Origin of the sequence: Microbacterium azadirachtae, assembly GCF_000956505.1 — a bacterium.
Taxonomy (GTDB): domain Bacteria; phylum Actinomycetota; class Actinomycetes; order Actinomycetales; family Microbacteriaceae; genus Microbacterium; species Microbacterium azadirachtae_A.
In genome coordinates this window covers 218,513-237,824 of record NZ_JYIX01000035.1, presented here as the reverse complement: position 1 = coordinate 237,824, position 19,312 = coordinate 218,513, and the positions used below count along the sequence as shown (strand labels likewise).

The 19,312-nt window shown below is 70.5% G+C and carries 21 protein-coding genes; 3 read left to right on the top strand and 18 right to left on the bottom strand.

All coding sequences use genetic code 11. From position 1 onward, the window contains the following. Position 1 precedes the first annotated feature (1 nt). From RS86_RS11235 to infC, 5 genes are all read right to left on the bottom strand, one after another. Positions 2 to 670, bottom strand: a complete 669-nt coding sequence (locus RS86_RS11235) for a response regulator transcription factor (protein ID WP_045272309.1) — start codon at positions 668 to 670, stop codon at positions 2 to 4. A gap of 25 nt (positions 671 to 695) precedes the next feature. After that, positions 696 to 1,496 carry a TrmH family RNA methyltransferase gene (locus tag RS86_RS11230; protein WP_045272374.1) on the bottom strand — a complete coding sequence of 267 codons (801 nt, stop codon included), beginning with the start codon at positions 1,494 to 1,496 and terminating at the stop codon, positions 696 to 698. 67 nt (positions 1,497 to 1,563) lie between these two features. Next, complete coding sequence (rplT, locus tag RS86_RS11225) at positions 1,564 to 1,950, bottom strand: 50S ribosomal protein L20 (protein ID WP_045272308.1); 387 nt, start codon at positions 1,948 to 1,950, stop codon at positions 1,564 to 1,566. A 29-nt stretch (positions 1,951 to 1,979) separates the two neighbouring features. Next, positions 1,980 to 2,174: a 50S ribosomal protein L35 gene (gene rpmI, locus RS86_RS11220; RefSeq protein WP_045272307.1), complete on the bottom strand. Its 195-nt coding sequence runs from the start codon at positions 2,172 to 2,174 to the stop codon at positions 1,980 to 1,982. Positions 2,175 to 2,261: 87 nt separating this feature from the next. After that, positions 2,262 to 2,891 (bottom strand): translation initiation factor IF-3, encoded by a 630-nt coding sequence (infC, locus tag RS86_RS11215; protein ID WP_235281759.1) that lies wholly within the window; start codon positions 2,889 to 2,891, stop codon positions 2,262 to 2,264. Positions 2,892 to 3,198: 307 nt separating this feature from the next. On the opposite strand from infC, the gene RS86_RS11210 reads away from it, so the two are divergent. Next, positions 3,199 to 3,576, top strand: a complete 378-nt coding sequence (locus tag RS86_RS11210; protein WP_045272305.1) for a DUF1844 domain-containing protein — start codon at positions 3,199 to 3,201, stop codon at positions 3,574 to 3,576. Between the two features lie 39 nt (positions 3,577 to 3,615). On the opposite strand, the gene RS86_RS11205 is transcribed toward RS86_RS11210, so the two are convergent. The 6 genes from RS86_RS11205 to RS86_RS11180 all read right to left on the bottom strand — a co-directional run bounded on the left by RS86_RS11205 (position 3,616) and on the right by RS86_RS11180 (position 8,032). Then, a complete protein-coding gene (locus tag RS86_RS11205) occupies positions 3,616 to 4,437 on the bottom strand; it encodes an SseB family protein (protein WP_045272304.1) in 822 nt (273 codons plus the stop codon). Next, complete coding sequence (gene priA, locus RS86_RS11200) at positions 4,421 to 5,167, bottom strand: bifunctional 1-(5-phosphoribosyl)-5-((5-phosphoribosylamino)methylideneamino)imidazole-4-carboxamide isomerase/phosphoribosylanthranilate isomerase PriA (RefSeq protein ID WP_045272303.1); 747 nt, start codon at positions 5,165 to 5,167, stop codon at positions 4,421 to 4,423. The genes RS86_RS11205 and priA overlap by 17 nt, the downstream gene beginning before the upstream one ends. Before the next feature lie 111 nt (positions 5,168 to 5,278). After that, entirely contained in the window at positions 5,279 to 5,929 is a 651-nt protein-coding gene (gene hisH, locus RS86_RS11195; protein ID WP_045272302.1) for an imidazole glycerol phosphate synthase subunit HisH, read from the bottom strand. Then, complete coding sequence (hisB, locus tag RS86_RS11190; protein WP_045272301.1) at positions 5,926 to 6,546, bottom strand: imidazoleglycerol-phosphate dehydratase HisB; 621 nt, start codon at positions 6,544 to 6,546, stop codon at positions 5,926 to 5,928. Before hisB ends, hisH begins: the two co-directional genes overlap by 4 nt. Beyond that, positions 6,543 to 7,628 carry a histidinol-phosphate transaminase gene (locus RS86_RS11185; RefSeq protein WP_045272300.1) on the bottom strand — a complete coding sequence of 362 codons (1,086 nt, stop codon included), beginning with the start codon at positions 7,626 to 7,628 and terminating at the stop codon, positions 6,543 to 6,545. The genes hisB and RS86_RS11185 overlap by 4 nt, the downstream gene beginning before the upstream one ends. A gap of 47 nt (positions 7,629 to 7,675) precedes the next feature. After that, positions 7,676 to 8,032: a LysM peptidoglycan-binding domain-containing protein gene (locus tag RS86_RS11180; RefSeq protein ID WP_045272299.1), complete on the bottom strand. Its 357-nt coding sequence runs from the start codon at positions 8,030 to 8,032 to the stop codon at positions 7,676 to 7,678. A 321-nt stretch (positions 8,033 to 8,353) separates the two neighbouring features. Between RS86_RS11180 and lexA the strand changes: the two genes are divergently transcribed. Continuing rightward, positions 8,354 to 9,040, top strand: a complete 687-nt coding sequence (gene lexA / locus RS86_RS11175; RefSeq protein ID WP_045272298.1) for a transcriptional repressor LexA — start codon at positions 8,354 to 8,356, stop codon at positions 9,038 to 9,040. A gap of 120 nt (positions 9,041 to 9,160) precedes the next feature. Here lexA and metE read toward each other — a convergent pair whose 3' ends face one another. Together metE and RS86_RS11165 are read right to left on the bottom strand one after the other, a co-directional pair. Then, a complete protein-coding gene (gene metE / locus RS86_RS11170; protein WP_045272297.1) occupies positions 9,161 to 11,482 on the bottom strand; it encodes a 5-methyltetrahydropteroyltriglutamate--homocysteine S-methyltransferase in 2,322 nt (773 codons plus the stop codon). Positions 11,483 to 11,519: 37 nt separating this feature from the next. After that, the gene (locus RS86_RS11165) at positions 11,520 to 12,533 is read right to left on the bottom strand and encodes a methylenetetrahydrofolate reductase (RefSeq protein ID WP_045272296.1); all 1,014 of its coding nucleotides are present in this window, start codon (positions 12,531 to 12,533) and stop codon (positions 11,520 to 11,522) included. Between the two features lie 146 nt (positions 12,534 to 12,679). Here RS86_RS11165 and RS86_RS11160 point away from each other — a divergent pair, with 146 nt between their 5' ends. Further along, positions 12,680 to 14,548, top strand: coding sequence for a prolyl oligopeptidase family serine peptidase (locus tag RS86_RS11160; RefSeq protein ID WP_045272295.1), 1,869 nt, complete (start codon positions 12,680 to 12,682; stop codon positions 14,546 to 14,548). Between the two features lie 8 nt (positions 14,549 to 14,556). Here the strand turns inward: RS86_RS11160 and smpB are convergent, their stop codons facing one another. The 5 genes from smpB to prfB form a co-directional block, all read right to left on the bottom strand. Continuing rightward, positions 14,557 to 15,033, bottom strand: a complete 477-nt coding sequence (gene smpB / locus RS86_RS11155) for an SsrA-binding protein SmpB (protein WP_045272294.1) — start codon at positions 15,031 to 15,033, stop codon at positions 14,557 to 14,559. A 105-nt stretch (positions 15,034 to 15,138) separates the two neighbouring features. Further along, the gene (gene ftsX, locus RS86_RS11150) at positions 15,139 to 16,053 is read right to left on the bottom strand and encodes a permease-like cell division protein FtsX (protein ID WP_045272293.1); all 915 of its coding nucleotides are present in this window, start codon (positions 16,051 to 16,053) and stop codon (positions 15,139 to 15,141) included. Then, complete coding sequence (ftsE, locus tag RS86_RS11145; protein WP_045272292.1) at positions 16,050 to 17,057, bottom strand: cell division ATP-binding protein FtsE; 1,008 nt, start codon at positions 17,055 to 17,057, stop codon at positions 16,050 to 16,052. The genes ftsX and ftsE overlap by 4 nt, the downstream gene beginning before the upstream one ends. A gap of 278 nt (positions 17,058 to 17,335) precedes the next feature. Beyond that, complete coding sequence (locus RS86_RS19900) at positions 17,336 to 17,977, bottom strand: C40 family peptidase (protein WP_052680213.1); 642 nt, start codon at positions 17,975 to 17,977, stop codon at positions 17,336 to 17,338. A gap of 94 nt (positions 17,978 to 18,071) precedes the next feature. Further along, positions 18,072 to 19,184 carry a peptide chain release factor 2 gene (gene prfB, locus RS86_RS11135; RefSeq protein WP_045272291.1) on the bottom strand — a complete coding sequence of 371 codons (1,113 nt, stop codon included), beginning with the start codon at positions 19,182 to 19,184 and terminating at the stop codon, positions 18,072 to 18,074. Positions 19,185 to 19,312: the final 128 nt, after the last annotated feature.

Genomic DNA, 19,312 nt, shown 5'->3' with positions numbered 1-19,312 from the left:
GTCACAGCCCTGTCAGCCGGTAGCCCACGCCGCGCACCGTCTCGATGAGCGCTGGCCGCCCGAGCTTGCGACGGATCGAGGCGACGTGCACCTCGAGCGAGCGGGCGAAGCTCTGCCAGTCGGTGTTCCACACCTCGCGGATGAGCCGCTCCCTGGGGACGGGCACGCCGGGATAGCGGGCGAGCACCGCGACGATGTCGAACTCCTTGCGGGTCAGCTCGACGGGCTCGCCGTCCACGAGCACCCGGCGCGCGACCAGATCGATCCGCACGCCGTCGATGTCGATGCCCACGGGGCCCACCTCGGTGCCGATCGCATGGCTGCGGCGGGTGACCGCCTCGATGCGGGCCAGCAGCTCCTGCACGTCGTAGGGCTTGACGAGGAAGTCGTCGGCCCCTGCCCGCAGCCCCCGGATCCGCTCGTGCACCTGACTGCGCGCCGTGGCGATGAGGATCGGAACCCCGCTGACCGCGCGGATGCGCCGGCACAGCTCGATGCCGTCGATGTCGGGGAGGCCGAGGTCGAGGATCACCGCCTCGGTGTCAGAGCCGAGCATGTCGAGGGCGCCGCGCCCGTCGCCGGCACGCTCGACCGCGTAGCCGGCGCGGCCGAGGAAGCCGGCAAGGGCATCGGCCACGCGTTCGTCGTCTTCGACGATGAGGATCTTCATACCGGGGGCGTGTCTCCTGCGACCCCTACGCCCGCTGCGCGAACGCGCTCTCGTACAGGCACACGCTCGCGGCGGTCGCGAGGTTCAGCGATTCGGCCCGGCCGAAGATCGGCAGCCGCAGCGCCCGATCGGCCAGCTCCAGCGCGGGCTCCTCGAGCCCCCGTGCCTCGTTGCCGAACAGCCAGGCCGTGGGCCGGGCGAGCACGCCCTCGGCGCGGGCCGCGAGCAGGTCGTCGCCCTTCACGTCTGCCGCGACCACCTGCAGGCCCGCCGCGTGCGCACGTTCGACGACGTCGGTGAGCTCTCCGCCGACCGAGACCGGCAGGTGGAACAGGGATCCGGTGGTCGAGCGCACGACCTTCGGGTTGTACAGGTCGACCGTGCGGCCGGTGAGCACGACCGCATCGGCGCCGGTCGCATCGGCGGCGCGGATGATCGTGCCGAGGTTGCCGGGATCGCGGATCTCCTCGCAGATCGCGACGAGGCGCGGCGAGGCGGCGAAGATGTCCCGCACCGAGGTGGGCATCTGCCGGGCGACGGCGACCACTCCCTGCGGCGTGACGGTGTCGGCCATCGCGGCGAGCACGAACTCCGTCACGTACTCGAAGCGCACGTCGGCGTCGGCCGCGGCCTGGCGCAGGTCGCCGTGCTTGTCCCAGGCGGTCGGCGTGGCGAAGAGCTCGACGATCGCCTCTGGCCGATAGGACAGCGCTTCACGCACCGCCTGCGGTCCCTCCAGAAGGAACAGGCCGGTCTCGGTGCGGGCACTGCGCTTGGTGAGCTTGGCGACGGCGCGCACGCGCGGGGATCGGGGATTCTCCAGCACCATCACAGTCTAGGGACACGGAAGGGGCGCCGTTCTCGCGGACGGCGCCCCTTCGTGAACCAGATGCTTACGCAGCCGACTTGGGCGCGTTGACGTCCGCCGGCAGAGCCTTGCGGGCCGTCTCGACCAGAGCGGCGAAGGTCGCCGGCTCGTTGACCGCGAGCTCGGCGAGCATGCGGCGGTCGACCTGGACGCCGGCAAGACCGAGGCCCTGGATGAAGCGGTTGTACGTGATGCCGTTCTGGCGGGCAGCGGCGTTGATGCGCTGGATCCACAGACGGCGGAAGTCGCCCTTGCGCTTGCGACGGTCGCGGTACGCGTAGACGAGGGAGTGGGTGACCTGCTCCTTCGCCTTGCGGTACAGGCGCGAGCGCTGGCCACGGTAACCCGAGGCGCGCTCGAGGATGACGCGGCGCTTCTTGTGAGCGTTGACGGCGCGCTTGACTCTAGCCATTTTCGTGTATTCCTATCGTGCGATCGGCGTCAGCGGCCGAGGAGCTTCTTGGCGACCTTGGTGTCTGCCTTCGACAGCACCTGGTCCTGGTTGAGGCGACGGGTGCGACGGCTCGACTTCAGCTCGAGGTTGTGGCGCATCCCGGCCTGCTGCTTCTTCAGCTTTCCGCTGCCGGTGATCTTGAAGCGCTTCTTGGCACCCGAGTGGGTCTTCTGCTTCGGCATCTTCTCTTCCTTCGTATGGCGCCCAGCTGGGCGACAGGGTTCTGCCCGTCGTGCGGGAGGTCTGTGTGGGACTGTGGGATCCGGGGATCACTCAGCCGGGGCGGCCGGTTCGGCCGGAGCGGCCGGTTCGACCGATTCGGCCGGGGCGCCGGGCGCCTTGGCGTCGCGGGCGGCCTGCTTGTTGGCCGCGCGCTGTGCGTCGCGCACCGCGTTCTGCTCTGCCTTCGCCTCGGACTTGTTCTTCAGCGGGGCGACCACCATGACCATGTTGCGTCCGTCGATGGTGGGGTTGGACTCCACCGTGCCGAACTCGGCCACATCCTCCGCGAACTTGCGGAGGAGCCGCACGCCCTGCTCGGGACGGGACTGCTCGCGGCCGCGGAACAGGATCATCGCCTTCACCTTGTCGCCCGCCTTGAGGAAGCCCTCGGCGCGCTTGAGCTTCGTCGTGTAGTCGTGCGCTTCGATCTTCAGACGGAAGCGCACCTCCTTCAGGATCGTGTTCGCCTGGTTGCGGCGAGCTTCCTTCGCCTTCTGCGCGGCCTCGTACTTGAACTTGCCGTAGTCCATGATCTTGACCACGGGAGGCTTCGAGTTCGGGGCGACCTCGACGAGGTCGAGGTCGGCTTCCTGCGCAAGACGCAGCGCCGCCTCGATACGGACGACGCCGATCTGCTCACCCGCGGGGCCGACGAGGCGGACCTCGGGGACGCGGATGCGCTCATTGGTGCGGGGATCGCTGATGCGGACTCCTTAGACGATGGTTTCGGCCACCATGATCCGGACGGATCACGGGCGAAATCAGAATCGTCCCACCCGCCGGCATTCAGACGCCGGCGGCACCCTGACCCGCTGCGCAGCCTTCGCTGCACAGCGGCTACCGATGTGAATCGGCGGAGTGCTGAACCCGGTAGCCTTGAGCGGCAAGCGCGGGTGGGAAGTGAATCCTCTTTCGTGCCGGGACATGAAGCCCCGGAGCCCGCAGAAGTCTATCAGAAGGCAAGACCTTCGGAAAGCCGGCACAGTGAGCACTCCCGCGCCCGACGGCCACGAGCACGTCACCCCCATCTCCCCCGACGCGTCGGGAGCCGCCCGCGACATCGCGGATGTCGCCGCCGTCGAGGTGATCACCACCGCCGCCGTGCACCTGCTGAGCGCGGCCGCGGTCAAGGTGGGCCTCGCGGACGATCCCGAGACGCAGAAGGACCTGGACGAGGCGCGCAAGCTCATCAACGCCCTGGCCGGCCTCATCACCGCCGCCGCCCCCGAGATCAGCGACATGCACGCGCGCTCCCTGCGCGACGGCCTGCGCTCCGTGCAGCTCGCCTTCCGCGAGGCCTCCGTCATCCCGGACCCGATCGGGCAGGGCCCCGGCGAGAAGTGGACCGGACCGGTCAACTGACCTCGCCGCGGGCGGGGGCGAGTTCGCTCGCTTCCGCCCTCAGACGCTCGCGCGCAGGCGCACGGTGAGCGAGTCGACGAGCACCGCGATGCGGTCGTCGGCGGCCCAGCGCTGCGCGAGGCGGGCGAGCACCGCATCGAGCGTCTCCCGATCCAGCCCCTCGACGAGCTCGAGCGTGACGACGAGCTCCGGTCCGCGCAGGCGCGCGTCGGGGTCGCCCGCGGAGACGGCGACGTCGATCACGGCGAGCTCGCTGCCGACGCTCTCCAGGAGGCCCGCGTAGACCTCGGGCGAGAGGAAGCTCGGCTCCCAGTTCTGCCCCTGCGCGATCGCCCACACGGCGGGGCGGCGCAGGACGAACTCGGTCGCGGATCCGGGGTCCAGCACGATCAGCTCGGCGTCGCCCGACGACGCGGACAACGCCACGCGGGCTGCCTCGACGGGGATCGGGCGCGCGACCGCATCCCAGGAGCGCATGGTGCCGACGCTCGTGAAGGCCGGCTGCACCGTGCGCCCGTCGGGCGCGGCGACCGTGACGAGCGAGAGCTCCTGGGTCTTGTCCAACGTCAGTCCGGACGGCGCCACGCCTTCGTCGCCCTTCTCCGCGACGAGCGGCACGAGCACGCGCGCCGTGCGGAAAGCGTCCACGACCTCGGCCTGCGAGCCGTCACCGGCGCGGAAGCGCGTCAGTGCGTCCCAGAGCGCCGGATCCGCGGATCCGTCGTCGCTCGCCCGGGTGTTCTCCTGGAAGGAGCGTCCCGCCCAGGGCACGCCTGCGGAGTCGCCCGCATTGCCGTGCGCGCCGTGGTCGTGATCGTGATCGCACGCCGCGGACGCGGCGTGGTCAGGATCCGGCGACATCCAGCGCCTCGGCCAGGGTGAACGCGCCGGCGTACAGCGCCTTGCCGACGATCGCGCCCTCGACGCCGAGCGGCACGAGCTCGCGGAGCGCGGCGATGTCGTCGAGGTTCGCGATGCCTCCCGAGGCCACGACGGGCTTGGGGGTGCGCGCGGTGATCTCGCGGAGCAGGTCGAGGTTCGGGCCCTTGAGCGTGCCGTCCTTGGTGACGTCGGTGACGACGTAGCGGCTGCACCCGGCGTCCTCGAGGCGGTCGAGCACCGTCCAGAGGTCGCCGCCCTCCTTGGTCCAGCCGCGGGCGGCGAGGGTCGTGCCGCGGACGTCCAGGCCCACCGCGACCGCGTCGCCGTAGCGGGCGATGACGTCCGCGGCCCACTCGGGGTTCTCGAGCGCCGCGGTGCCGAGGTTGATGCGGGAAGCGCCAGATTCCAGCGCCGCCTCGAGGCTCGCGTCATCGCGGATGCCACCGGACAGCTCGACGTTGACGCTGCGGAACTGCTTGATCACGCGGCGCAGGATCGCGGTGTTGCTGCCGCGGCCGAACGCGGCGTCGAGGTCGACCAGGTGGATCCACTCGGCTCCCTGATCCACCCACTCCGCAGCGGCGTCCATCGGATCGCCGTAGCTGGTCTCCGTTCCGGCCTCGCCCTGGGTCAGGCGGACGGCCTGTCCGCCCGCGACGTCGACGGCCGGGAGGAGGGTCAGGGAGGGGGACTGCGCGAACTCGTTCATGTCGTCCTTCGGGTCACGATGCACCGCGCGCTTCGGGCGCGGCACGAGAGAAGAGAGTAGTCCGCGCACGGCCGGGGCACCAATCGCCCGGCGTCACACGGTTCGGACGGATCAGAGCGTGGAGATCCAGTTCCGGAGGAGCTGGATGCCCGCCTCGCCGGACTTCTCTGGGTGGAACTGCGTCGCGGAGAGCGGGCCGTTCTCGACCGCGGCGAGGAAGCGCGAGCCGTGCTCGGCCCACGTGAGGTGCGGCTCGGGGAATGGCGGCATGACCTCGAGCTCCCACGTCTGCGCGGCGAAGGAGTGCACGAAGTAGAAGCGCTCGTGCTCGATCCCGCGGAACAGCACGCTGCCGGGATCGGGTTCGACGGTGTTCCAGCCCATGTGCGGCAGGACCGGCGCATCGAGCTCTGTCACGATGCCGGGCCACTCGCCCAGCCCTTCGACCTCGGCGCCGCGCTCGACACCGCCCTCGAACAGGACCTGCATGCCGACGCAGATGCCCAGCACGGGGCGGCCGCCGGCCAGGCGCCGCTCGATGATCTCATCCCCGCGGTGCGCGGCCAGCGCCTCGCGGACGGCCGCGAACGCGCCGACGCCGGGTACCACGAGCCCGTCGGCCTCGAGGGCCGCGGCGCGGTCGCCGGTGAGCTGCGCGTCGGCGCCGGCGCGGATCAGCGCCTTCACGGCCGAGTGCACGTTGCCGGACCCGTAGTCGAAGACCGCGACGGTCGGACGACGGCCTTCTGCACCCTCGCTCACAGGGCGCCCTTGGTCGAGGGCACGCCGACCACGAGGGGGTCGAGCGCCTTGGCCTGACGGAACGCACGCGCGAACGCCTTGAACTCGGCCTCCGCGATGTGGTGCGGGTCGCGGCCGCTGATCACGCGCACGTGCACGGTCAGGGCGGCGTTGTACGCGATCGCCTCGAAGACGTGACGAACGAGGGATCCGGTGAAGTGGCCGCCGATGAGGTGGTGCTCGTAGCCGGCCGGCTCTCCCTCGTGCACGAGGTAGGGGCGACCGGAGATGTCGACGACCGCCTGCACGAGCGCCTCGTCGAGCGGGACGAGCGCGTCGCCGTAGCGGGAGATGCCGCTCTTGTCGCCGAGCGCCTCGCGGATCGCCTGGCCGAGCACGATCGCCACGTCCTCCACCGTGTGGTGCGCGTCGATGTGGGTGTCGCCCGAGGCGCGCACGGTCAGATCGGTCAGCGAGTGCTTCGCGAACGCCGTCAGCAGGTGGTCGAAGAACGGGACCGAGGTGTCGATGTGGCTCTGACCCGTGCCGTCGAGATCGAGCTCGAGCTCGATCGTCGACTCGGACGTGGAGCGGGTGCGGCGCGCGGTCCGGGCCGCAGCGGGGGTCTCAGCGGTCATGAGGCCGATCCTATCGAGGCGAGGGCGTCCAGGAATGCGGTGGTCTCGGCCTCGGTTCCGGCCGTGACGCGCAGGTGGTGCGGGATGCCGACATCGCGGATCAGCACGCCCCTGTCGTAGAGGGCGCGCCAGGTCGCGGCGGGATCGGAGACCCCGCCGAACAGCACGAAGTTGGACCAGGACGGGTGGGGTTCGTACCCCAGGGCCTCGAGCGTGGCGGAGATGCGATCGCGCTGTGCGACGATCTCGTCGACCATCGCGAGCATGATCGGCGCGTTCCGCAGCGCCGCGATCGCCGCCGCCTGGGTGAGCGCGCTCAGGTGGTACGGCAGGCGCACCAGACGCAGGGCGTCGATGAACGCCGGATCCGCGGCGAGGTAGCCGACCCTCGCCCCCGCGAAGGCGAAGGCTTTGCTCATGGTGCGGGAGACGGCGAGCCGCGGCCGCCCCTCGAGCAGCGTCAGCGCCGTCGGCGAATCCTTCGGCGCGAACTCCTGGTACGCCTCGTCGACGATGACGATGCCTCGCGCGGCCTCGTACACCGCCTCGATCACGTCGAGAGGCAGCGGGGTGCCCGTGGGGTTGTTCGGCGCGCACAGCAGGATCACGTCCGGATCGTGCTCCAGGACCTGCGCGACCGCCTCGTCGACCGTCAGCTCGTAGTCGGGGTGGCGGACCCCGGCGACCCAGGTCGCCCCCGTGCCCTGGGCGAGCAGCGGGTACATCGAATAGGTCGGCGCGAACCCGAACACGGTGCGGCCAGGGCCGGCGAAGGCCTGCAGGATGTGCTGGAGCACCTCGTTGGACCCGTTGCCCGCCCAGATGTTCGCGGCCACGAGGTCGTGGCCGAGGTAGCCGGCGAACGCCTCGCGGAGCTCGGTGAACTCGCGGTCCGGGTACCGGTTGACGTCGCGCAGCGCCACTGCGATGTCGTCGAGAATGTCGCTCGCGACCTTCTCGGGTACCGGATGCGTGTTCTCGTTAACGTTCAGCGCCACGGGCAGAGGCGCCTGCGGGGCCCCGTAGGGGCGCAGCCCGCGGAGGTCGTCACGAAGGGGTAAGTCGTCGAGCGAGACAGTCACCCTGCCATGCTAGGCGGCCCGGCTGTGGTGCCGGTGTCGCATGACGATCAGCGTCCGGTCGCGCCGTACTCCGCCGGGATGGCCAGGTGCTGCCCGACCTCGATCACGCCGCCGTCGACGAGGTTCAGCTGGGAGATCTTGGCGACGACGTCGCGCGGGTCGGCGTTCGGTGCGACCTCACCCGCGATGGACCACAGGGTGTCGCCGGGCTGGACGGTGACGGTGGCGAAGGTGTTGCCCGTCGTCTGCTCACCGGAGGCGAGCGCGGATCCGCCGCTCAGCGCCGCGAACGCGATCGCCGCAGCCACCGGGAGCGCGACCAGCGCGGCGAGCACGCGCCGACCGCGTGCGGTGATCCGCAGTCGCGTGGCGGGAACCGGACCGGCGAAGGTGATGCTGCTCATGGTGCTTCTCCTCAGTGTCTGTGTCGGTTCGCCTCTCCCCGGATCGGGATCCTGTGTGGAGGATCTTCGAATCCGGGCCTCTGGAGAGGCGAACCTACGTACCGAAACTACTTTCGAGTTCGAACATCTGTCAAGCATTCTTCGAATATCGGTTCCGATGATTCGCCGACACGCTCGAACAGATCTATCGATTCCGCCCCGATCTCGGATACGGTTTCGATACGAAGACCCCATCACGGACCACCGACATTCGAATCGCCGCCCGCGAATCCATGCCGATCACCGGATCCGCGAGGGCCCGATGCACACGAAGGAGATGGCATGAGCGACGGTGCGAACCTCGGCTCCGAGGCCCCGCGGACGCGGCGCCGCAAGAGCCTCAGTGCGAAGCAGATGGCGATCCTCGAGGTCATCCAGACCTCGATCGCCCGGTACGGCTACCCGCCGAGCATGCGCGAGATCGGCGACGCCGTGGGTCTCAAGTCCCTCAGCAGCGTGACGCATCAGCTCGGCCAGCTCGAGCTCAGCGGCTACCTGCGCCGCGACGCCGGCAAGACCCGCGCCATGGAGGTCCTCATCGACCTGCCCGGCCTCTCGACCGAGAACCCTGCAGACACCGCCCCCTCGGTCGGAGACGCCGCGCTCGTGCCGCTCGTGGGCCGGATCGCCGCCGGAGTGCCGATCACGGCCGAGCAGCAGGTCGAGGAGATCTTCCCCCTCCCCCGTCAGCTCGTCGGCAAGGGCGATCTGTTCATGCTCAAGGTCTCCGGCGAGTCGATGATCGACGCCGCCATCTGCGACGGCGACTGGGTGGTCGTGCGCTCACAGGGCACCGCGGAGAACGGCGAGATCGTCGCGGCCATGCTCGACGGCGAGGCCACGGTCAAGACGTTCCGCCGGCGGGACGGCCACGTGTGGCTGCTCCCCCGCAACAGTGCCTTCGAGCCGATCCTGGGCGACGACGCCACAGTGCTCGGCAAGATCGTGGCGGTGCTGCGCGCGGTCTGACTCCCGCCCTTTCCACGTCGAGGCCCCCTCTGCGTACCGAGGCCCCCTCCCAGATCCGAATCTGGGAGGGGGCCTCGGTGCTGCGAGGGGGCCTCGATGACGACGCCCGGCGCGGGGAGATCAGACCGTGACCGACACGTCCTCACGGACGCGGCGGGTGGCCTCGACGATGTTGCGCAGCGAGGCGTTGGTCTCCTCGTAGCCGCGGGTCTTCAGACCGCAGTCCGGGTTGACCCAGAGCTGACGCGTCGGGATCTCCTCGACCGCGCGGCGCAGGAGCGCCTCGACCTCGGAGGCGTCCGGTACACGCGGCGAGTGGATGTCGTACACGCCGGGGCCGATGCCGTGGTCGAAGCCGGCCGCGGCGATGTCGGTGACGACCTCCATGCGGCTGCGGGCGGCCTCGATCGAGGTGACGTCGGCATCGAGCGCGCGGATCGCGTCGATCACGACGCCGAACTCCGAGTAGCAGAGGTGCGTGTGCACCTGCGTGGCCGTCTCCGCGCCCGCCGTGGACAGGCGGAACGACGCGACGGACCAGTCCAGGTACGCCGGCTGGTCGGCCTTCTTGAGCGGCAGCAGCTCGCGCAGCGCCGGCTCGTCGACCTGGATGACGCCGATCCCAGCGGCCTCCAGGTCCGTGATCTCGTCGCGCAGCGCCAGGGCGACCTGGTTCGCCGTCTCGGCGAGCGACTGGTCATCGCGGACGAACGACCAGGCGAGGATCGTGACGGGGCCCGTCAGCATGCCCTTCATCGGCTTCGCGGTGAGGGACTGCGCGTACTCCGACCACGCGACCGTGATCGGCGCCGGGCGGGAGACGTCGCCCCAGAGGATCGACGGGCGCGTCGCGCGGGATCCGTAGGACTGCACCCAGCCGTTCTCGGTGACGTCGAAGCCGTCGAGGTTCTCGGCGAAGTACTGCACCATGTCGTTGCGCTCGGGCTCGCCGTGCACGAGCACGTCCAGGCCCAGCTCCTCCTGCAGGGTCACGACCCGGCCGATCTCCTCACGGAGGAAGCCGTCGTACTCGTCCGCGGTGATCTCGCCCTTGGTGAACTGCGCGCGGGCGCGGCGGATCTCGCCGGTCTGCGGGAAGGATCCGATGGTCGTGAGCGGCAGCGCGGGCAGATCGAGCGCGATCGACTGCGCGGCCACACGGGCCTCGTAGTCGCCGCGGTCGAAGTCGGCGCCGGTCAGCGCCGAGGTGCGCGCACGGACGGCGTCCACGCGGACGCCGGGGGCGCTGAGCCGGTCCGTCAGGGCGGCGGAGGCGGCGTCGAGCTCGGCGGCGATCGCGGAGCGCCCCTCGGCGAGGCCCTTGGCGAGGGTCGTGACCTGCGCGACCTTCTGGTCGGCGAAGGCGAGCCAGCTCACCAGGCGCTCATCGAGCTTGGTCTCGTCCTCGACGTCGTGCGGCACGTGCTGCAGCGAGGTCGAGGTCGCCGCGGCCACGCCGGCCGCACCGAGACCGCGCAGGGCCTCGAGGGTGTCGAAGGCCGCGGAGAGGTCGCCGCGCCAGATGTTGTGACCGTCGACCACACCGCCGACGAGCACCTTGTCGGCGAGACCCGGGACGGATGCGGGCACGGTGCCGCGCACGAGGTCGAGGCCGATCGCCTCGATCGGAGCCGCGGCGAGAACCGCGAGGTTGGCGTCGAGGGCCGCGTACGGGGCCGCGACGAAGATCGCCGGGCGCTCCGCGAGACCGCCGAGGACCGCGTATGCGCTCTCCGCGGCCGCGCCGAGCGCTGCCACGGACGCCGGCAGCGACTCGCTCACGAGCGCCGGCTCATCGAGCTGCACCCACTCCGCGCCGGCGGCCTCGAGTGCGCCGAGCACCTCGGCGTAGACCGCGACGAGGTCGTCCAGGCGCGACAGCGGGTCGAAGCCCTCCGGTGCCTCGTCGGCGGCCTTGGCGAGGGCGAGGAACGTGACGGGTCCCACGAGCACGGGGCGGGTGCGGAAGCCGGCCTCCGCCGCCTCCTGCACCTGGCGCACGATGCGGTCGCTGGACAGCGAGAAGACGGTGTCCGGTCCGATCTCCGGCACGAGGTAGTGGTAGTTCGTGTCGAACCACTTCGTCATCTCGAGCGGCGCGCGCTCGCCCTCGCCACGGGCGACGGTGAAGTAAGCTGGCAGGCCGATCGTGCCGTCGGCGGACCGCAGGTCCTCGAAGCGGGCGGGGATCGCACCCACGGTGACCGCGGCATCGAGCACCTGGTCGTAGTACGAGAACGACTCGGGGATCGCCGAGTCGGAGCGGCCGAGGCCCTGCGCAGCGAGACGCTCGCGCGTCGTCGCGCGCAGCTCGGCCGCGGTGCGCTCGAGCTCGGCCTCGTCGATCCGTCCGGCCCAGAACGCCTCGACGGCCTTCTTGAGCTCACGGCGACGGCCGATGCGCGGGTAGCCCAGGACGGTGCCCTCGGGGAATGCGGTCATGACGGTCCTCTCTGACGGAAGGGGGGAAGGATGCGGCCTAGTGCGCGCCGCTGGTCTCTGCGAACTGGAGGGCGCCGCCCGTGGGGGACGTCGCCCCGCCTTCGGGGAGGACCCCGGCGGCGGTGAGCACGTCCAGCACGGTGCGGTGCTGGTTGAACGCGTACAGGTGGATCCCCGGCGCCCCGCCGTCCACGAGCTCCCGAACGAGCTCCGCCGCGTGCGCGACGCCGATCTCGGTGCGGCCCTCGGCGGTCGGCTCGACCTCGAGGTCGATGGACAGCTCAGCGGGAAGCTCCTCGCCGCTGAGCTCCAGCACGCGGCGCAGGCGCGCGGGCGACGTGATGGGCATGATGCCGGGAAGGATCGGGATCGTGACGCCCGCACGACGTGCGCGCTCGACGAAGGCGAAGTAGTCGTCAGGGTGGAAGAACAGCTGCGTGATCGCGAGCGTCGCCCCCGCGGCCTGCTTGGCCAGCAGCGCGTCGATGTCCTGATTGCGGTACGTCGAGCGCGGATGCCCGTTGGGGTACGCCGCGACGGCGATGTTCACCTTCCGGCGGGGCGTCACCTGAACGGCTCCGGGAACGCCCGGGATCGGCCGCTCCTGGTAGGGCGCCCGCTCGGCCTGCGCCCTGTCGATGAGCTGAACCAGCTGCGCCGAGCTCTCCAGGTCGCCGAGGAACGGCTGGCTCTCATCCAGCGGCGGGTCACCGCGCAGGGCGAGGAAGCTGAGGATCCCTGCGTCGAGGAACTCCCGGATCAGCCGGGAGGCTCCGGCATACGTGTTGCCGACGCAGGTGAGGTGCGCGAGCGGCTCGACGGAGGTGTGCTCGCGGATGTAGCGCAGCACGTCGAGCGAGCGACCGCCGACGGATCCGCCAGCGCCGTAGGTCACGGAGATGAACCGCGGTGCGGCCGATGCGAGCTGCTGGATCGTCTCGTGCAGCGCCTCGATCGGCGCCGTGGTGCGCGGCGGATACAGCTCGAAGGAGATCGGGACGCGCGGAACGACGGCCCCGGCGGGGGCGAACGGCGGCGCGTCGAAGGACATCTCTCTCCTGGGTCGGGGCGGTCACCCCACGCTAGGCGGCGCCGCCACGCGACGCATGCTGTGTTTCGTCATGTGTCGGCGCTCCGGAAAGCCCGGCACGCAGCGCCGCACGAGACGGTGCCGGCCGGGTCTCCTAGGCTCGAATCATGACGACTCCGCACGGATCCTGGCCCTCCCCGCTGTCCGCGGCCGACCTCGCCGTCGCCGGCACGAAGATCGACGGAGCCTGCTACGCCGCGGGCGGGATCTGGTGGAGCGAATCGGTGCCGCAGGAGCGCGGGCGCATGCGGGTGATGCGCCGCGACGGCGCCGGTGCCGTGCGCGAGGTGCTGCGCGCGCCGTGGAGTGCTCGCTCCCGCGTGCACGAGTACGGGGGCGGCGCGTGGACGACGGTCGCCGAGGACGGCACGCTCCTCTTCGTCGACGGCGAGGACCAGCGCGTGCACCGGCTGGATCCCGACGCTGACGCACCCGTGCCGCTCACCGCGCCGGGTCCGCGCTACGGCGGTCTCAGGGTGCAGCAGGGGCGCCTGTTCGCCGTGCGCGAGGATCTGCGCGCCGCACCGCACCAGCGCGCGATCGTGGAGATCCCTCTCGACGGTTCCGCGGCGGCGGACGACGCCGCCGTCACCACGGTCCTCGGCGGCGACGGCTTCTTCGCCCACCCGGCGCTCTCCCCCGACGGGACCCGGCTCGCGCTCGTGACGTGGGGCGTGCGGCGGATGCCGTGGGAGGCGTCCGAAGCGCTCGTCGTGGATCTGGTGACGGGATCGCGGACCCCGATGCTGGGCCGCGCCGCGCTGCAGCCCGAGTGGCTCACCGACGATGAGCTGCTGTTCAGCCATGACGCGACCGGACGATGGAACCTGTACCGCGCGACGCCCGGCGGCGCACCCGCGACCGTCTCCCCCGCCGACGCCGACACCGGCGGCGGACTGTGGGTGCTCGGCCAGCGCTGGTTCCGCGTGCTCGAGGACGGCAGGATCCTGGCCGTCCGCACGAACGGATCCGACGCTCTCGTGCTCATCGAGCGGGACGGTACAGAGCGCGAACTGGCGGTCCCGTTCGACGGCGACCTCAGTCTGGAGGATGCACACGGATCCCTGGTGCTGATCACCGGACAGGGACGACGGGTCACGCCGGGGCTGTGGGAGCTGGACATCGACGCGGGCGTCGCGCGCGCGATCCGCGGCGGCGATCCCGTCGACTCCGCGTGGGTGCCCGGCGCGCGCCCGGTGAGCTTCGACGGACCGCACGGCCCCGTGCACGCGTTCGACCACGCCCCGGCGAACCCGGATGCCGACGCGGATCCGCAGGCGCTGCCGCCCTACGTCGTGCACGTGCACGGCGGCCCGACGGCCCATTCCTCGGGCGCGCAGGCGGGATGGATCACGTACTTCACGAGTCGCGGCATCGGCGTGCTCGAGGTGAACTACGGCGGATCCACCGGCTACGGCCGCGCCTACCGCGAGCGGCTGGACGGCGAGTGGGGCATCGTCGACGTGGACGACGTGCTGGCCGCGGCGCAGGGGCTCGCGGATGCCGGTCTCGCGGATCCGACCCGCATCGCGATCCGCGGAGGATCCGCCGGCGGCTGGACCGTGCTGTCCGCCCTCGTCCGCGGAGGGATGTTCGCGGCCGGTCTCGACCGGTACGGCGTCGTGGACCTGCGGCTGCTCGCCGAGGAGACGCACGACTTCGAGCGCTACTACCTCGACGGCCTCGTGGGACCGCTGCCCGAGGCCGAGCAGACGTACATCGACCGCTCGCCGCTCACCCACGCGGACCGCATCGACGTGCCGGTGCTGATCCTGCAGGGCGCCGACGACGCGGTCGTTCCGCCGTCGCAGTCGGAGGCGATCCGCGACGCGCTCGCCGCGCGCGGAGTGCCGCACGAGTACGTGCTGTTCCCGGGCGAGGGACACGGATTCCGGCAGGCGGACACGATCATCGCGGCTGCCGAGGCGGAGCTGCGGTTCCTGGGCTCAGCCTTCGGATTCGACCCCGTGCCTTAGGCGGCGGGTCACTCCCCGAGGCGGTTGCGCGAACGCATCGCGCGCTCCGCCTCGCGGGTGTCCTGACGCTCGCGCAGGGCCTGTCGCTTGTCGTACTCGCGCTTGCCCTTCGCGAGGGCGATCTCGACCTTGGCGCGCCCATCGGAGAAGTACAGCCGCAGCGGGATGAGCGTGTAGCCGCCCGCGGAGACCGCGTGCGAGAGCTTCGCGATCTCCTCCTTGTGCAGAAGGAGCTTGCGGATCCGCTTGGCCGAGTGGTTCGTCCAATGGCCCTGCGAGTACTCCGGGATGTGCACGGCGTCGAGGAACGCCTCGTTGCCCTTGATGAACGCGTATCCGTCCGTCAGGTTCGCACGCCCCTGGCGCAGCGACTTCACCTCGGTGCCGGTGAGCACGAGCCCCGCCTCGTACGACTTCTCCAGGTTGTAGTCGTGACGTGCGCGACGATTGGTCGCGATGACCTTCTCCCCGCGTTCCCTGGGCATGGTTGTCTCCTGCTGTTCGTATGACGGATCCGGCACGCGCCGGTCAGGCCCGAGAAGGCCAGCCCGCCAGTCTATACACGGAAGGGCCCCCGCCGCACGGGCGGGTCAGGCGCGCAACCAGCGGCGGATCGCGAAACCGGCGCTGAGCGCGGCGAGGACCACGCCGATACCGATGAGCACCGGCACCACGAGCATCGCCTCGTTCAGCCCGACCCAGGTCGTGATGAAGGAGACCCTCTTGGTGAGGTAGTCCTGCACGCCGAAGTGCACGCCCAGCAGCACCGCGGCGCTCGCGAGCACGGATCCGATCACGGCGGCGAAGACGCCCTCCAGGACGAACGGGGTCTGGATGAACCTGTTCGAGGCGCCGACGAGGCGCATGATCCCGATCTCCCGCCGTCGCGCGTACGCCGACAATCGGATCGTGGTGCCGATGAGCAGCACCGCGGCGATCAGCATCAGCACCGCGATCCCGACCGCGATGTAGGTCGCGACGGTCAGAGCGTTGAAGAGCGGATCCAGATACTCGAGCTGGTCCTTCACCTCGTCCACGCCCTTGACGCCGCTGAAGGCCTCGGCGATGACGGCGGACTGGGTCTGGTCCTTGAGGTTGACCTTGAAGACCGCGTTGACCTGATCGGCCGTGAGCACGCCGGCATAGTCCTTGCCGACGAGCTTCAGGGTCTCCTGATAGGCCTGGTCCGCAGTCTGGAAGCTGCTCTGGGAGATCAGCGGCTTGAGGGTGGAGCCGTCGAGCTCCGCCTGCACGGCCTTGATCTGGTCCTCCGTCGCGGTGCCGCCGATGCAGCCCGGCGACGTCGAGACCGACGAGCACATGTAGATCGCGACCTGGGCGCGGTCCTGCCAATAGGCGCGCATCGTGCCGATCTGCGCCTGCATCAGGATCGCCGCGCCCACGAAGGTGAGCGAGACGAACGTGACGAGCACGACCGAGATGACCATGGAGGCGTTGCGGCGCAGGCCCGTGAGCGCCTCGCCGAGGATGAGTCCGAACCTCATGACGTCGGACCCACTTCCTCGTCGTCGCCGGTATCGAGTCCGAGCCGGTCCGCCACGCCCAGTTCGGCGAGGTCGACGGCGGGGATCGTGATCGGATGCGTGGCAGGACGCGCGTCGTCGGACGGCTTGAGCGTCGCCTGCTGCGGCACGGTGGTCGGTGCCGCCGTCGCCGCGGCGTGGTGCTCCACGACCGGCGTGGGCGCGGAAGCCGGATCCGCGATCGCGGCCTCCGTCTGACGGTGCACCTCGCGCACGGTCTGGAGCGCGGCGGTGGCCGCGGCTCCGCGGATCGCCTCGGGCTCCAGGCGCGGAACGTTGGAGGTGTCGCCGTAGCCGCCGCCGACCTCGTCGCGCACCATCTCGCCGTCGCGCAGCTCGATCACGCGGCGCTGCATCTGGTCGACGAAAGCGGCCTCGTGCGTGGCCATGAGCACGGTCGTGCCACCGGCGTTGATCCGGGCGAGCAGCTGCATGATGTCGACCGAGGTGCCGGGGTCGAGGTTTCCGGTCGGCTCGTCGGCGAGCACGATCTGCGGACGGTTCACGATCGCGCGGGCGATCGCCACACGCTGCTGCTCACCGCCGGACAGCTCGTGCGGCAGGCGCTTCTCCTTGCCGCTCAGACCGACGAGCGCGAGGGCCTCTGGCACCGCCTGCTGGATGAAACCGCGGGAGGCACCGGTCACCTGGAGGGTGAAGGCGACGTTCTGGTAGACGGTCTTGGAGGGCAGGAGGCGGAAGTCCTGGAAGACGGATCCGATGCTGCGGCGGAAGTACGGGACCTTGCGGTTCGCGATGGACTTCAGGTCGCGTCCGAGCACGGCGACGCGGCCGGACGTCGGTGACTCCTCACGGAGGATCAGCTGCAGGCAGGAGCTCTTCCCGGATCCCGACGCGCCGACGAGGAAGACGAACTCGCCTCGCTGCACCTCGAAATCGACCCCGGACAGCGCGGGACGCTTGGTGCCGCGATAGCGCTTGGTGACGTTCTCGAATCGGATCATGGCGTGTCGAGCCTAAACGGGCGCCGCACGCAGCCCGCGAGCGACACCCCACCGCGGCGGGTTCCCCCGGCTATGAGGTGCCTGGGATCGTCAGGAGGGCTCGAGGCCGATCACGAAGGCGAGGAACGTCACGATCGCGCCGAACAGCGCCAGTCCCGCGACGGTCGCACCGACCGTGCGCCATGCTCTCGTCGTGCTCATCCCGCGCACCTCCTCGGACGGCTGGGGTAACCCCCGATTCTACCGCCGGAGGCGCTGCGGCCACCAGGAGTTCGTCGTCAGAGCCGGATGAAGATCGGCGGCCCGGAGCTCGCCCACGGGGCGTGGTGCTCGACGTAGCGACCCCAGTCCGGCGCGTCGATGATGCCGCCGGCGCCGTCCCAGATTCCGATGTGCCGCCCGGGCCACCACACGAGGTCGCCGGCGCGCGCCTCGTCGGCGGAGATCACGGTGCCCAGCGCCGCCTGGTTGTCGGCGCCGCGGGGAAGGCTGATCCCGAAGTGCCCGTACACGTACTGCACGAGGCCGTCGCAGCCGAAGGAGTCGCTGGGATCCGCGCCCCAGCCGTAGGGGACGACGCCTACGAACGTCTGCGCGTACGCGACGACCGCATCCCCGGAGAACTCCTGTGCGGGTGCGGGGGCCGCGGTCGTCGTGGAGCTCGCGGCAGCCGCGGGGGCGGCGCTCGGCTCGACGACGGGCGCCGGCGGGGTGTAGAGGACGTCGAAGACGGCCCGCGTCGTGCTCGGTTCCTGCGCGGCGGACGCGACCGTATAGGTCTGCGGGGCGACCACGAGCGACACCGTGTGCGCTGAGGACGCGGGTGCTCCCGGCGCGAAGGCGTACGCAGCCGTCGCCGCCACGGGAACGATCAGCGCCGCGATCGCGCAGCCGGCCGCCGTCTTCCGTGTCACAGTCATCGGGATTCTCCGTGTCACAGCCATCGGGTCACCACCCTATGACACTCGCGGGCGCCGCGCCCTGGCAAGTCCCTGAATCGTCGATGCCGACGGGTCAGTCGTCGTCGTCCTTGCGCTTGCGCCAGCGGATCCCTGCGGAGATGAAGCCGTCCAGGTCGCCATCGAACACGTTCGCCGGGTTGCCGGACTCGTGTCCCGTGCGGAGGTCCTTCACGAGCTGCTGTCCGTAAAGGAAGTAGGAGCGCATCTGGTCGCCCCAGCTCGCGGTGATGTTGCCGGCGAGCTCCTTCTTCTTCGCGGCCTCCTCCTCCTTCTGCAGCAGCAGAAGGCGAGTCTGCAGCACGCGCATGGCGGCGGCGCGGTTCTGGATCTGCGACTTCTCGTTCTGCATCGAGACGACGATGCCGGTCGGGAGGTGCGTGAGGCGCACGGCGGAGTCCGTCGTGTTGACCGACTGGCCGCCGGGGCCGGACGAGCGGAACACGTCGACGCGGATGTCGCCCTCGGGGATGTCGACCTCGGTCGCCTCCTCCATGAGCGGGATGACCTCGACCGCGGCGAACGACGTCTGGCGCTTGTCGGCGGATCCGAACGGGCTGATCCGGGCGAGGCGGTGCGTGCCGGCCTCGACCGAGAGCGTGCCGAACGCGTAGGGCGCGTCGACCTCTAACGTCGTGGACTTGATGCCGGCCCCCTCGGCGTAGGACGTGTCCATGACCTTGACGGGGAACTTGTGGCGCTCGGCATAGCGCAGGTACATGCGCAGCAGCATCTCGGCGAAGTCGGTGGCGTCATCGCCGCCCGCGCCGGAGCGGATCGTGATGATCGCCGCGCGCTCGTCGTACTCGCCGTCCAGCAGGGTCTGCACCTCGAGCTGGTTCACGGTCTCGGTGAGAGAGGCGAGCTCGGCGCGCGCCTCGACGACGGAGTCCTCGTCCTCCATCTCGTTGGCGAGCTCGATGAGCACCTCGAGGTCGTCGAGACGCTGCTCCACCTCGGTGACGCGCTTCAGGTCGGCCTGACGGTGGCTGAGTGCACTCGTCACCTTCTGGGCCTTCTCCGGGTCGTCCCAGAGGTCGGGCGCACCGGCTTCCTCACTGAGGCGTTCGATGTCGGCGCGGAGTCCCTCGACGTCGGCGACCTCGCGGATGTCACCGAAGGTCTGACGGAGGGCCGCGATTTCGGCGGAGAGGTCAAGTTCGAGCATGGCACCTCAGAGTATCGCGCGCGGCGATGCCCTGACGACCCATCGGCCTCGCCCCTCCGGAAGAGGACCGAGAACGGCCACAGGATCAGTCGTTGAACCCTGGTTGATTTCGTAGTTTTGTACTATAT